This window comes from Lysinibacillus pakistanensis (assembly GCF_030123245.1).
GTDB lineage: Bacteria > Bacillota > Bacilli > Bacillales_A > Planococcaceae > Lysinibacillus > Lysinibacillus pakistanensis.
Genome location: NZ_CP126101.1, coordinates 2,140,040 through 2,153,648 on the forward strand (window position 1 = coordinate 2,140,040; position 13,609 = coordinate 2,153,648).

The 13,609-nt window shown below is 35.3% G+C and carries 14 protein-coding genes; 12 read left to right on the forward strand and 2 right to left on the reverse strand.

The window, feature by feature from the left end; genetic code table 11:
• The first annotated feature begins 329 nt into the window (after nt 1-329).
• The 8 genes from QNH24_RS10225 to QNH24_RS10260 all read left to right on the forward strand — a co-directional run bounded on the left by QNH24_RS10225 (nt 330) and on the right by QNH24_RS10260 (nt 7,475).
• Nucleotides 330-1,787 (forward strand): MBOAT family O-acyltransferase, encoded by a 1,458-nt coding sequence (locus QNH24_RS10225; RefSeq protein ID WP_283871972.1) that lies wholly within the window; start codon nt 330-332, stop codon nt 1,785-1,787.
• Between the two features lie 18 nt (nt 1,788-1,805).
• Nucleotides 1,806-2,843 carry a hypothetical protein gene (locus QNH24_RS10230; RefSeq protein ID WP_283871974.1) on the forward strand — a complete coding sequence of 346 codons (1,038 nt, stop codon included), beginning with the start codon at nt 1,806-1,808 and terminating at the stop codon, nt 2,841-2,843.
• A 537-nt stretch (nt 2,844-3,380) separates the two neighbouring features.
• Nucleotides 3,381-3,680 (forward strand): hypothetical protein, encoded by a 300-nt coding sequence (locus QNH24_RS10235; RefSeq protein WP_283871976.1) that lies wholly within the window; start codon nt 3,381-3,383, stop codon nt 3,678-3,680.
• 105 nt (nt 3,681-3,785) lie between these two features.
• Entirely contained in the window at nt 3,786-4,571 is a 786-nt protein-coding gene (locus tag QNH24_RS10240; RefSeq protein ID WP_283871978.1) for a hypothetical protein, read from the forward strand.
• Complete coding sequence (locus QNH24_RS10245; RefSeq protein WP_054772443.1) at nt 4,568-4,924, forward strand: GntR family transcriptional regulator; 357 nt, start codon at nt 4,568-4,570, stop codon at nt 4,922-4,924. The genes QNH24_RS10240 and QNH24_RS10245 overlap by 4 nt, the downstream gene beginning before the upstream one ends.
• Nucleotides 4,925-4,934: 10 nt before the next feature.
• Nucleotides 4,935-5,630, forward strand: a complete 696-nt coding sequence (locus QNH24_RS10250; protein WP_283871980.1) for an ATP-binding cassette domain-containing protein — start codon at nt 4,935-4,937, stop codon at nt 5,628-5,630.
• 5 nt (nt 5,631-5,635) lie between these two features.
• Nucleotides 5,636-6,559 (forward strand): ABC transporter ATP-binding protein, encoded by a 924-nt coding sequence (locus QNH24_RS10255; protein ID WP_283871982.1) that lies wholly within the window; start codon nt 5,636-5,638, stop codon nt 6,557-6,559.
• On the forward strand, nt 6,528-7,475 hold the full coding sequence (locus tag QNH24_RS10260) for an ABC transporter permease (protein WP_283871984.1): 948 nt from the start codon (nt 6,528-6,530) through the stop codon (nt 7,473-7,475). Before QNH24_RS10255 ends, QNH24_RS10260 begins: the two co-directional genes overlap by 32 nt.
• A 45-nt stretch (nt 7,476-7,520) precedes the next feature.
• Here the strand turns inward: QNH24_RS10260 and QNH24_RS10265 are convergent, their stop codons facing one another.
• A complete protein-coding gene (locus QNH24_RS10265; RefSeq protein WP_283871985.1) occupies nt 7,521-8,294 on the reverse strand; it encodes a sporulation protein in 774 nt (257 codons plus the stop codon).
• Between the two features lie 111 nt (nt 8,295-8,405).
• On the opposite strand from QNH24_RS10265, the gene QNH24_RS10270 reads away from it, so the two are divergent.
• Entirely contained in the window at nt 8,406-9,275 is an 870-nt protein-coding gene (locus QNH24_RS10270) for a LysR family transcriptional regulator (RefSeq protein ID WP_283871987.1), read from the forward strand.
• A 511-nt stretch (nt 9,276-9,786) separates the two neighbouring features.
• Complete coding sequence (locus QNH24_RS10275) at nt 9,787-10,524, forward strand: urease accessory protein UreH domain-containing protein (RefSeq protein WP_283871989.1); 738 nt, start codon at nt 9,787-9,789, stop codon at nt 10,522-10,524.
• A gap of 390 nt (nt 10,525-10,914) precedes the next feature.
• Here the strand turns inward: QNH24_RS10275 and QNH24_RS10280 are convergent, their stop codons facing one another.
• Nucleotides 10,915-11,673: a class I SAM-dependent methyltransferase gene (locus QNH24_RS10280; RefSeq protein WP_283871991.1), complete on the reverse strand. Its 759-nt coding sequence runs from the start codon at nt 11,671-11,673 to the stop codon at nt 10,915-10,917.
• A gap of 568 nt (nt 11,674-12,241) precedes the next feature.
• Between QNH24_RS10280 and ytaF the strand changes: the two genes are divergently transcribed.
• Together ytaF and QNH24_RS10290 are read left to right on the forward strand one after the other, a co-directional pair.
• On the forward strand, nt 12,242-12,862 hold the full coding sequence (gene ytaF, locus QNH24_RS10285; RefSeq protein WP_283871993.1) for a sporulation membrane protein YtaF: 621 nt from the start codon (nt 12,242-12,244) through the stop codon (nt 12,860-12,862).
• Between the two features lie 94 nt (nt 12,863-12,956).
• Nucleotides 12,957-13,604: a helix-turn-helix domain-containing protein gene (locus QNH24_RS10290; RefSeq protein ID WP_283871995.1), complete on the forward strand. Its 648-nt coding sequence runs from the start codon at nt 12,957-12,959 to the stop codon at nt 13,602-13,604.
• The last annotated feature ends 5 nt before the right edge of the window (nt 13,605-13,609 follow it).

The window sequence follows — 13,609 nt, forward strand, 5'->3', positions numbered from 1 at the left end:
GTACTTCTTTTTAACAACAGTTTTATTAACATCTGGGAAGGTTTATCTTAGATAAACCTTCCCTTTAAGGAAAATCAGCTATAACTAATTCCAATTGTATGGTTAATATATACAGGGATCCATAATTTTGTTCTTGTTAAACGTATGTCGTGTTTTAGCTTGATTGTAGGGGCTGGACGACTATTTCGGGTGCAGTTCAAAGCGTTAAAGATGAGACCCCTGAAGCGCTAGCGAACTCCCTTAGGTAAGTGCCTCGGAATTAACCATAAATTGTGGTGAGGAGTCTTAAATTTTGAATATAAAGGAATGGCTATTAGGGAAGTGGTGCAATGCTTTTTAATTCCTTTGAATTTATTTTCTTGTTTTTACCTATAACATTTATTGTCTATTTTTTATTAAACCGTTGCAGGAACCAGCAAATTGCAATTTATTGGTTAGTACTGAGCTCTTTGCTTTTTTACGGCTATTTTAAGTTAACTTATTTAATAATCATCACGATCTCAATAGTTGTAAACTTTGCTTTAAGTCGGGTGATTAATAATACCAATAGTCGTTCGAGAAAAACGTATATGATTATTGGCGTCATCTTCAATATTTTAATTCTTTGTTACTATAAATATACCGATTTCTTTATTGGTAATATAAATAGTTTATTTGGTACAAATTTTGCACTGCTGCACTTATTGCTACCGTTAGGACTTAGTTTTATTACATTCCAACAGATTGCTTTTATTGTTGATAGTTATCGTGATGGAACAGCTCATTATAAATTTAGTCATTATGCCCTGTTCATTTTGTTTTTCCCGCAGTTAATTGCAGGGCCAATTGTTCAACATGATGAAATGCTTCCACAGTATGATACTAAGGGAAATCGTAAAATTATTCATGAACATGTTGCACGAGGTTTATTTATTTTTGCAATTGGTTTAGTCAAGAAGGTTGTTATTGCTGATACGGTTGGCGTATGGGCGAATGAAGGCTTTGCCAATTATAGTAACTTAAGTTTTATAGAAGCTTGGATTACCTCATTATCATATACAGTGCAACTTTATTATGATTTTAGTGGGTATTCTGATATGGCGATCGGTTTAGCATTATTATTTAATATTAAACTGCCAGTAAATTTCTACTCTCCTTATAAAGCACGTAATATTCAGGAGTTTTGGAAAAAGTGGCATATGACGTTGAACCGGTTTTTAACTACATATGTATATTTTCCATTAGGTGGTAGTCATAAAGGGGCTTTTAGAACCTATATAAATATATTAATTATTTTCTTCATCAGTGGATTTTGGCATGGTGCAGGATGGAATTTTATTTTATGGGGACTTCTTCATGGCTTTGCGTCTGTTGTTGTGAGACTTTTTAGTAGAACAGGTATTAAGCTTCCGTATTTACTTTCGTGGTTTATGACTTTCCAATTTGTTAATATCACTTGGGTATATTTCCGTGCAACAAGTATTGAGCAAGCGAATACTATTATAGCCAAAATGTTAACGCCAAACATGGTAGCTATATCTAATTTCTTTACGGAGCCGCACACTAATTTTGTTCAAATGGAAGCCTTTAATATTTTGGGACTATCATTCAGTAATCCAATAGTGATTGTTGTAGGACTCTTAATTACACTTGTTATTGCATTTACGGCATTAAATTCTATTCAATTAATGGATAAGATGAAATTTAATTGGGGAGCAATCATTTATACGCAATTTATGATTGCACTAGTACTAGTATCGATTTACTATATGCAAAAAAATAGTATATTTTTATATTTTAATTTCTAAATATAGGTGTGAATGAACTTGGATCCTAAAAAATGGTTAATAAAATTATTTGCCGCATCTTTCATAGTAACAGGATTACCTGTTTACGGAATTATGGGTTTTAATTATTATATTGACCCTCTTTGGAATTACACACATGCGAATGACTTTAACGACTATCAGCTTGGCTTTGATGAAAGACAATTAAAAACTAATTATATGAATAGCCATGATTTTAACTATGATAGTTTGTTAATTGGAACGAGCAGGATTACGTATCTTGATGAGAGGGCTTTTACAAAAGAAAAAGTTTATAATTATTCAATGAGCGGTCTGCATATTAAAGAATATTTACCTTACATGAAATATGCTGAAAAGAAAAATAGAAAGCCGTTTAAGAGAATTTTTATTGAGTTATATTTTGATTCAGCGAATGCTGGAAAACCTAATAAATCGAATCCGCCGCAAACTTATATCGAGACGTCGGAGGCACCTTTTTATGCAATAAAGTCCTTATTTTCAGCAAGCACGATGCATTATGCTCTTTTTAATTATGATATTTCAAAAGCAAATCATTACAATGGTGCTCGCAGTTACACACGTAATAATATTGCACAAACTACGTATTCAAATGATGATATGGAGCAGGGGTGGCAAAAATTCCAGAAGAATTTTAAAGCAGAGACAGCCAAGCCTTTTATGTACGATATCGACTATCGAAAAAGGCTTCAAGCTATAAAAGATGCATTCCCAAATACAGAACTAGTGGTCTTTACAGAAGTAATGCCTGCGAAACGGCTTCAGACAATTTTGCATAATGAAAATCGTTACGAGGCTTATAGTAGATGGATGAATGATATGGTAGATGTGTTTGGTACCGTGTACAGCTTCCATGGTGTGAATGAAGTAACGACGAATGTGAACAACTTTTTCGACTGGTTGCATTACTATTCAAACGTTGGGGATTTAATCATTAAAGCTTTAGAGAACAGGGAAGAACGTTCAACTATTATGCAGATTGTAGATAAAGGGAATCTTGATGAGTACCTTAAAAATGTCGTGGTAGATATAAAATGAAACTTAAATCAGTGGAGATTTTCTTCATCCCCACTGATTATTAGCTTTCACCAATCGGACGTTTACGGGCAGTAAATCTCCCAACTAAGAGGGAAGTAACTAACTGGAAAAAGGGCTTTTAAAAAAGCCTAGTAAGAAAATGCTCATTATAAAATAATAATGGTTTACATAACAACTGAAAAAGGCAGTAACAACAAAGGGCTAAAGGTCAAGCTCTAGTAGATTTTTCTGTTGCTAGTAAGTTATCTGCCGGATCAAAATTATTAATTCCACTTTTTTACTTAAGAAAAATAGGAGTTTAACAAAATGCGTAGTTGGGGCGAAGGCAATAAAACTATTATGTATGGAATTGCGGTTATTAGTATTGTTAGCTTAATAAATATAAAATCAACAGAAAAGAATAAAAAATAAAGATTTCAAACATACAGATTTTAGTAAAAATAATAGAAATATCTACTATTCTTGAGCAGGCTATCGATTAAATGAAAACTTCATCTCAAGGTGCAACTTGTCTTAGTTGGAGGAGACAGTGTCATTGTGCCGAATACTATTCGTGGAGTTTCCAATATTGTTCAATCAGAGTATAGTGGGGTAGCCAATGCAATTGGTGCATTCATCGCTCAAATCAGTGGTCAATATGAACAGATTTATATTTATTCAAGAGAGCCTTGTGAGGATTCATTAAAGGATCCACAAGATAAGGCAATGAAACAGGCGATTTTAGCAGGTGCACTTTCAGAAACAATTCAATTAGTGGAAGTGGAAGAAACAGCACTTGCCTATCATCCTGAAAATGCGACTAGATTAAAGGTTGAGGTAGTGGGAAAAATGAAATAAAGCAAAGGGAAGGGTCTTTGATAAACAGATTCTTCCCTTTGCTTTTTGGTGCTTGCAATTCAAAAAGTCATAGTGTAATATTTGACTAGTACACTATGACGCGAGGTGTTTACGTTGAAAAGTTTCATTGGGCAATTCAAAAAAGAATGGGTGCTCTTTCGGGCATGGTTATATGTGGGAATCTTTTTAGGAATCTTAATATCCATAGTTATTCCTTATTTAATAGAACGATACGGTAATGGATTTACAGAGGAAAATCAACTTCAATTTGCTTTTACATTTTTAGTCCTTGCTTTAGGAGGTTTTTATTCTGTATTGCAATTTGTGGCTAGCTTACGATTGGATTTAAGAAGTAAAGAAATATGGCTACACTCAACAAGCTCCATTCGGCAGCTTATAGGTGTAAAAATTGTTTTTTCTTTAACAGGATATACAATTTTTAATATTCTTTTTACAGGTATTGCAATCTATTCATTAAGAGCTGCCTTTATAGCCAGCTTTGGACAGGTATTGCTATTGCTAGTATTCGTGGTAGCCATTATTGCATTGTTTCAATTAATGATATTTGTAAGTATTCTTTTATTTTTAGCATTTTATCTGCAAATGAAGTACTTCATCGGTCGTTTTGCTATCGTCCTTATGATGGGAGCCTATTTTGGATGCATCTATCTATGGTTTAGATTTACTGAAAGTATAATATACGTTAAAATTTTCCAACATATAGGTATCTCGTTAAGCTGGCTTGAACAGTATTTGCCAAAATCCAAACTGCCTTCAATGGATATTAGACTTGGCACATTGTATGTAGTGGAGGAACTAGCCCTTACCATTTTGTTCGCATTGCTATTTATCATTGCTACAAAGTGGCTGGAAAAGGTGGTTTTACGATGACACTTGATTTTTCACGTGATAAACCAATCTATAGCCAGCTTGTTGATCGCATTTGTGGAGATGTTTTAAAAGGGAAGTTAGCGCTTGGGGACCGACTTCCTTCTGTTCGAGAGTATGCAGTAGAGACTGGGGTTAATGTCAATACAGTGCAACGTGTATATAAGGAGTTAGAGGCAATGAATATAACGGAAACTAAAAGAGGGCAGGGTACATTTATCACAACGAATGAAGAGCGAATTGTTCTGTTGAGAGAAGCTATGAAAAATCAATTAGCAGATAATTTTTTATTCTCTATTGAAGCACTTGGGTTTTCAAAGGAAGAGATGCTAATTGTTTTGCAAAATAAATCGTGAGGTGAGATAAATGCTACAACTTTCAAATGTTTCTTTTCGTTATATGAAAAAAACAATACTGCAAGACTTGTCTTATTCTTTACCAATTGGACAGATTATTGGCCTAGTTGGAGAAAATGGTAGTGGAAAGTCAACACTTTTAAAGGTATTAGCTGGCTTGTTACTTCCATCAAGCGGTGAGGTTTTACTGAATGGTAACCCAGTTACACGTAGAAGTGCCAATCAGATTGCCTACTTACCAGATACGGATTTATTTTACGATTTTTATACTGGAGAGCAACTATTTCAGTACTATGCCTCTCAATTCGAGGATTTCTCATATGATAAGGCCTGTATCGTTGCAGAGTTTTTGCAGGTCGATAAAAAAATGAGATTAAGGCAGCTATCAAAAGGAAACCGTGGTCGTATGAAGATGGCTGCAACACTTGGGCGAGAGGTCCCGTTTTATTTAATGGATGAGCCGTTCGCTGGGCTTGATCCAATTGTTCGTGAGCAACTCATTAAAGGGCTCATTCAATTTACCGATATGGAACATCAAACAATTCTTTTATCCACCCATGAGCTATATGAGGTAGAGCCGATTTTAGATCAAATCATTTTATTACAAAATGGCTCGATTATTGCACATGAGGAACTTGAAAGGATTCGAGATCTGACGAATACGGATGCTGTGCAATGGATGAAGACCTACTATAAGAAAGGATGAAATCAATGACAACACAACCAATTGTTCAATTGCAAAATTTATCAAAAATCATTCGTGGTAAACAATTAATTTCGCAATTGAATATCGATTTATATCCAGGACAAATTACTGGATTTTTAGGACCAAATGGTGCAGGAAAAACGACGACTATACGTATGATGACAGGGCTTATGCATCCGTCGGAGGGGAAAGTTATCATTGATGGTCTTTCGCTTCAGGAGAATTATGAGGAGGCAATTAGTAAGGTTGGCGTAATTGTAGAGAACCCTGAAATGTATAAATTTATGACAGGCTATAAAAACTTATTGCATTTTGCAAGAATGCATAAAAATGTAACAAAGGATCGTATTCAAGAGGTAGTGAACCAAGTGGGTCTTGAGAAACGTATTCATGAGAAAGTTTCTACATATTCCCTTGGGATGCGTCAACGTTTAGGATTAGCACAGGCATTGCTTCATCGGCCTAAGTTTTTAATTTTAGATGAGCCAACAAATGGTCTTGATCCAGCAGGTATTCGTGAATTTCGTATGTATCTACGGAAAATAGCGACTGAGGATGGTGTCTCTGTTTTTGTTTCTAGTCACCTATTATCTGAAATTGAATTAATGTGTGATCGGGTGGCTGTCATTCAAAATGGTAAATTAATTGATATTCGTGATATTCATAGTAATAATTCTTCATTTTATTATATTGAGGCTACTCCTAACGAACAAGCTGAATCGCTTCTTCAAAAGCTTGATATAAATTTTGTTTCAGAAAATAGCGGCTACGTGGTTGAAATACAAAAAGAAGATATTCCATCCTTCATTACAAATTTTGTTAATCAAGGAATCCAATTATTCGCTGTTCAACCACATCAAAAAACGTTAGAGGACCAATTCTTAGAAATGACAGGAGGTGGCCAAATTGCTGAAGCTAATTCAAAATGAATGGATGAAATTGTGGTATAAAAAAGGAACTTGGGCAATGGTCGCATTAGTAATCCTCTTTATTATTGGACCTGGTATTATGTTGAAATACTATGATACAAAAAATTCAGAGGATATTTCATGGAAAGAAACTGAACAACAAGCCATTAACAACTATAAAGAAATGTTGGCAGGAGATGATCTTACTCCGGCAGATAAAACATATTTCGAAGAGCAAATTGCGATATCTGAGTATCGTTTAGCGCATGATGTACCATCTCAAAATGAGGGAAGTCTTGCGAGCTTTATGTCATTTACAAGTAATATGCTCAAGTTAGTAACATTATTTACAGTAATTACAGCAGCGAGTATTGTTTCGAGTGAATTCTCAACAGGTACTATTAAAATGCTGTTAACACGCCCAATGTCGCGGGCAAAAATATTAACCTCCAAATTAATTACAACTTTTATATTTGGTTTGTTTTTATTTGTGGTTAATGTCGTAGTAAGTGTCATAGTAGGATTCCTACTATTCGGCAATGGTACAGGAGTCGAGTTAGAGATGGTCAATGGCCAAATAGCCGAAAAAGCGGTATGGAGTGACTTGGGGTATCATTACTTATTATCTGGCGGTGACTTTGTGATGTCAACGTTATTTGCCTTTTTAGTAGGTTCAGTTTTCCGCTCAAGTTCTTTAGCTATTGGTTTAACGATGTTCTTGTCGTTTACAGGTGGAATGATTGTAATGTTCTTAAGTCGGTATGAAATTGTCAAATATATTTGGCTGACTCATTCTAATTTAACGCAATATGAATCAGGAAATCCAGTGACAGAAGGTATCACAATGCCATTCTCACTTACTGTTCTGGCGATTTATGCTGTTATTTTCCTTGTAATTAGCTATACGTCCTTTATGAAACGTGATGTGACAGCATAAATAAAACACGGTATGATGTTCATTTTCATACCGTGTTTTTCTATTTTATCCTTTTAAGTGCTTGACAATAATTTGCTGTAGTTTCGTTTCAATCATTGGTAAATCATGCTTGGTAATTGTGGTTCTGACATAGCTTTCGTCCATATCAAGAGCTTCTGCGAAAAAGCTGCCAATGCCTCTAACTTTACGGTCTATTTGCAACAATATTTCCGCCGAATGATTAGATTGTGATAGAAAAACAATTTCTAGCTCATCTAAATGATTTCTATATTGTCCTGTCGGCACAAATTCAAATTCCTGAATAAATGGATAGTAGCCACGGAATCGAGCTGGTGCCTGTTCACATTCTGCTTCACGCAAACGAAAACCAAGTGCACTTATAGCGTCTAGGATATGTGTAGCAAGCTCTGTTGGTTGGACACGAATATAATCCTTGTCACTTGGATCCACTGCGTTTTTAATATCAAGGCCTGTTTGTATCCATACTTGGGTTTTGCCTGCTGTTATTGGTGTTTCGAATGGTAATGTAAGTGAAATAGGGAAGGTCTTCCTTTCGCCTGCTGCAATAATAAATGGCTCTAATACTTTAATTTTTTGTAGAGTGGCTACTTCCGTATATTTATTGTCATTTGCTTCTCGAATATAGGTCGTATTGATCGATAAATAAATTGTATCGACTTGCTGTTCAACCTGCCCACCACGGACTATAATCTCGCCACGCATTATTTCACCAGCTCTGTATGTAGTTTTCTCTAATCGTGTATCAACCGTTGCAGAGCCTACCCCAATACTTGCAAGTACATTGTTAAAAAACGACATCTGTATTCCTCCAATTGACATTAATAATTATACATACGCACATTTTTTGAAAAGGTTTCAACATATAAAAAGTTTTCGTTATAATGTATGAAAAACAAATGGAGTGTCAGGATGGAAACAGAATGGATAAGAACATTTCTAATTGCTGCAAGAACAGAAAATTTCCGAGAAACAGCTGAACTACGATTTATTACACAATCTACAGTATCAAAGCATATACAGCATCTTGAAAAGGAATTGCAAACAACGTTATTTGATAGACAGGGAAAGCAAGTGAGACTAAATCGTTTTGGGGCTTACTTTTTTCAACAGGCAGAAAAAATGATCATGACTGTTGATGAAGGAATACACAATATGGAATCCTTTTTGCATGGTTATACATCCCATTTAACGATCGGGGTTGCACCTCAAATTGCGAATTCTACTTTACCAGCCATCATCCAAACATTTCAACAGCAGAAACCTTCCATCCAAATTTCGATTGAGCTATTAAAGTCAAATGAAATAGGAGAGGCGGTTTATACAGGGGAGGTAGATATTGGTTTATCAAAACTAACATCAACTCGAGAACTTCATACTGTCCTCCTCGCACAAGAATCACTTCAATTAATTGCTCCAATAGCAAAAAAAGAGGCAGATGCACTTACACTTTTGCAGCAGGAAATGATTTTAACACATGAATATGCACCTTATTGGCAAGACATCCAGCAAGTATTGCAACAATTTAAACGCTATAAAAGCATGCATATAAATCAAACCGAAGTTATTAAAAATTTTGTAAAGCATGGACTTGGCATTGCCTTTTTGCCAAGAAGTATTATTGAGGCTGATTATCAACAGAATTTATTACATAGCTATTCCATACAAGAATTTTCTCATATTATGTCCAATAGCTACTTTCTAGCAAAATATTTATCAGCAGATATTGAGAGCTTTTTAGCAGTTTGTCATCTAATTTACGCTGATTTAGTTTGTGACTAGAAGTACAAGTTATGAAACTTTGGATAAAAGTATCTCTGTTAAAAACGGGAATCTGCATCAATTATTCATATTTACTCTATATACTGGTGGTATGTAATCCGCATAAAACAGATAGGAAGACAATCACTTTCATAGCCGTATAAGTTCAGGAAGGGTCCAATCAGGTATCATCAAGCTTTGTACAGTTCCTGGAGATAGGTGATCCTAAAAAGTGCATGGGCCCAGGGGAGAACCGCAGTCAGGTATAGTGGAAAAACTTCAGGTCCAAGGTAGAATCGCTCGGATACAGCGGAAAATCGCTCGACCCCAAGAGAGAATCGCTCAGGTGTTCCCGAAAATCGCTCGGCCCCAAGAAAGAGCCGCTCAGGTAAAGCCGAAAAACGCTCAGGTCCAACGGAAAATCGCTCGGTCCCAAGAAAGAACCGCTCAGGTAAAGCCGAAAAATGCTCAGGTCCAAAGTATATTTGGGCAAATGAATATTCTTATCAATAAAATAGTAGGTGTTTTATAAATGTATAATTTGATGTCAAAAATAAGCCAAATCATGAGCAATCCTATAACCGAATTTTTAAATGCCTTTGAACATGCCCCATTAATGATTGCGATTTTACTTGGCTTAATAGGTGCTTTAGCTCCTTGTCAATTAACTGGTAATATGAGCGCTATCACCTTTTATGGGAATCGTACTATTCAAATGAAAAGTAATTGGCAGGAAATTGTGTTTTTTATAATGGGAAAGGTTGTTGTCTTTAGTTTTTTTGGCCTTTTTGCTTGGATCTTTGGTCAATCCTTTGAAACGAAAATGACTGTGTATTTTCCAATTTTTCGCCGGGCAATTGGTCCGATTATGCTAATAACGGGCCTTGTGCTTATCGGCATTTTTAAATTAAAATTTCTGAATCGAATTTCTTTACTTCTTCCAACAGTGGTGAAAGAAGGGAAAATTGGCTCGCTGCTGATGGGCGCTAGTATTTCCTTAGCCTTTTGCCCAACAATGTTCGTACTTTTCTTTGTATGGCTAATGCCAACGGTTGCCTCAACTTCGTATGGCTTAGTGCTACCAGCTATTTTTGGTGTCGCAACTTCTGTGCCGCTTTTGATCATGATGGCACTGATTCATTTCTTTTTTGAAAAACGCGTCATTATGCAATATAGCATGAAAATGGGGAAAGTAATTCAAAATGTGGCGGGTGTTATTTTAATCATAATAGGCGCAACAGATACCATTACATACTGGGCGCTATACTGAAGAAAGGATGCTGCCAAACTGTTATTTTATTAGCATTTGATGCAGGATTTTTTGAATTTTATCTTGTACCTTAATTTCCTATTTTGTTATTTTCAGATTAATTATCGGTTTTTTGTCACCGAAGTATCTGAAGTAAGAGAAGAGACTAAGTATTAAAAATCGACCAACAGACTATTTCGACTCATCACAATTTGGTCTTGCATTTGCTGCTGGATGGACACCGTGTTCTGGCCCTACTACTGGTGCGGTTTATACTGTTTTTACCCTTATTTTTTTGAAGTGATCAAACGTAGCACATTAATTTCTATATCAAAGGTAGATTCTTCATTAATGTATTTTAAATAGATAAAAGAACGTATTGGATTATATACGTTCTTTTATAATTTTTTATTAATTTTTGGTCGCAACAAAGCGTAGTCGACAATAATCAGCAACCCATTGTTGGTTCTGATAATAGTTAGGTTTTAATAGCTGCTCACATTTTACATAGATTTGCTCTTTCTCTTTTTCCGTTAAATGCTGAAGGATGTTATGACTAAACATCACTAACCAATTACGAAGCCCGTCCTCTCCCTGTAGAGGTGTTGGTCGCTCATATAATGTAATCATGGCAACAGTAAAGCCGGCTTTCTCTAATTTAGATTGATATTCTTCTAAAGTCGGGAAATACCATGGGAAATATTCTTCCTTATATGGTAGTTGCATTTCCTCCATACTTTTTTTGAGTGCCCATACTATAGAGGCTATATTACCATCTCCACCCATTTCAGCAACAAAGCGGCCTCCTAGCTTTAGGGAATGATAAATATTTTCAATAACTAAATCTGCCTGCTTCATCCAATGAAGGGCTGCGTTTGAGAAGACAGCATCAAATTGATTCTTAATGGAGAATGTTGTAGCATCCACAGCTTGAAACTGGATGTTAGGATATTTTTGCTGTGCTGCAATTATCATTTCTTGAGAGGCATCAATTCCTTGAACGATGGCACCATGAGTTGCAATTTCGTGTGCTAAATCTCCTGTCCCACAACCAATATCTACTATCATTTCATTTTTCTGTGGTCTAAGCAGGTCCACTAAGCTTTCTCCAAATTTTGAAACAAAGTCATGCTTTTGATCGTATAAATTGGCATTCCATTTTGTTGTCATTTCACTTCATCTCCTTTATTTGAGCATAACAAAGAGCTTAATTGAATAGAAATTCTAGAAAATAACAATTTTGATTCCACAATGGAATAAAGAGGAGACATGGGGAATACAAAAAAATTGTAAAAATTATGGCTTTTACATCAATTGATTGACTGAATCAAAGTTTGGCTAGTGACCAGTATATCTAAATTGAACCCCCCTTTTGGAGCATTATTTATCTTAATTCAGCAGAAGATTCCCACCTCTATAAGTGTTGAAATGAATGCGATTTTGATTTCTTTTCAGTTGATGACCAACCATCTACTGAAATAGCGGAACTCAGTCTAATAACGCCTCGTCCTAAGGCAATTTATCTATACGAAAGCGAAGCGATAGCAACAAATGTTTTCTGTAGCGAAAGCAAAGCGGCAGCAACAAATGTTTTCTGTAGCGAAAGCAAAGCGGCAGCTACAATTACAGCAAGGCGAAATTGATTATTCCATTGAATGAATGTTGATTTTTTGTCAACATTTAAGCAACATTTGTCAACGTGAATAATATGATATAAAAAAATAAGGGATGTGGTTTAGTGAACTGGTTAATCATTTTGGCTTTTACTTTTTCATCCAGTATCGATAATTTAGGTGTGGGCCTTTCCTATGGGTTTCGAAAAATAAATGTTGCATTTGGTAAAAATTTATTAATTGCGATTATTTGTTTTCTTATGAGTATGGGAGGCATTACGTTTGGCGTTTGGCTCTCAACCATTCTTCCAGGTATGCTTCCTGTTATCATAGGAGCGTTGCTTTTATTTATTATTGGAATTCGAATTATTCTTTTGGCAAAACCACAGAATGAAATGGATAGTAACAATGAAATGCAGCCAAAAAATGTTCAAGATATTTTAAGAAACCCTGAGGAAGCCCATTTCAAAAAGTCTGGTGAGATTGGATGGGGAGAATCTGTACTGCTCGGTGTTGCCTTATCGGCGAATGCATTAACAAATGGTGTAGGTGCCGGTTTACTGGGTCTTTCTCCTCTTATCATTTCGATAACCGCTGCTATTGGAAGTTTTATTACGGTTTGGATGGGGGTCAAATTAGGAAGTAAAGTAGCTGATGTTCGAGTCGGTACATTTACTGTAGGGCAATTTGGAACAATAATTAGCGGTGTCATTTTATTAATAATTGCATTTCTAGCTTTCTTTTAACTAATGTGTTGACAAAATGTCAACGTAATAATACACTTCTTGAGAATGGTATATTGTAAAATCACAGTAGAAAAGGCAAGGAGGTAAATTGGAAATGACTGAGAAGAGAAACAATAATAATCTTGGCTTATTGCTTAAAGAATTCTTGAAAGAACGTTCATTATCTATGCGAAAGTTTAGTGAGCTCACTGGAATCGATACTGCTACAATTTCACGGATAATAAATAATAAGAGAAACGCAACCCCACAGCATTTAGAAAAATTTGCTGACTGCCTTGGAGTTCCTTTAATTAATCTTTTTGAAGCTGCTGGATACCCCATTGAACAAAGACAGGAGAAATCTGAATCGGATATTCATACATCTGTTGACGCAATACAGGCTCTTCTTAAGTCTTCTAATGTTTATGATGATGAATTTTCGGTGGCACAGGTTGAACAGAAACTAGAGAGCTATGGACTTTTTGCGCAAACAGAGGAAGGGAAAAATACGATTGTTAAAGATTTTGATGAGAAAATTAAGAATGTTGGAAGCGTAGGTCCTTTTATAAGCAAATTAAAAGAATTATATGAAAGGTTCTTATCAGGGAAAGGTACACTTTTTGAACTTACCATAATTGGAAGTACATTATTATATTTTATTATTCCTGTAGATGTTTTACCAGATTATCTATTTCCTATTGGTTATTTAGATGATGCAATAGCTGTTCAACTAACTACAAAGACATTACTAAAAAATAATTAGAGATA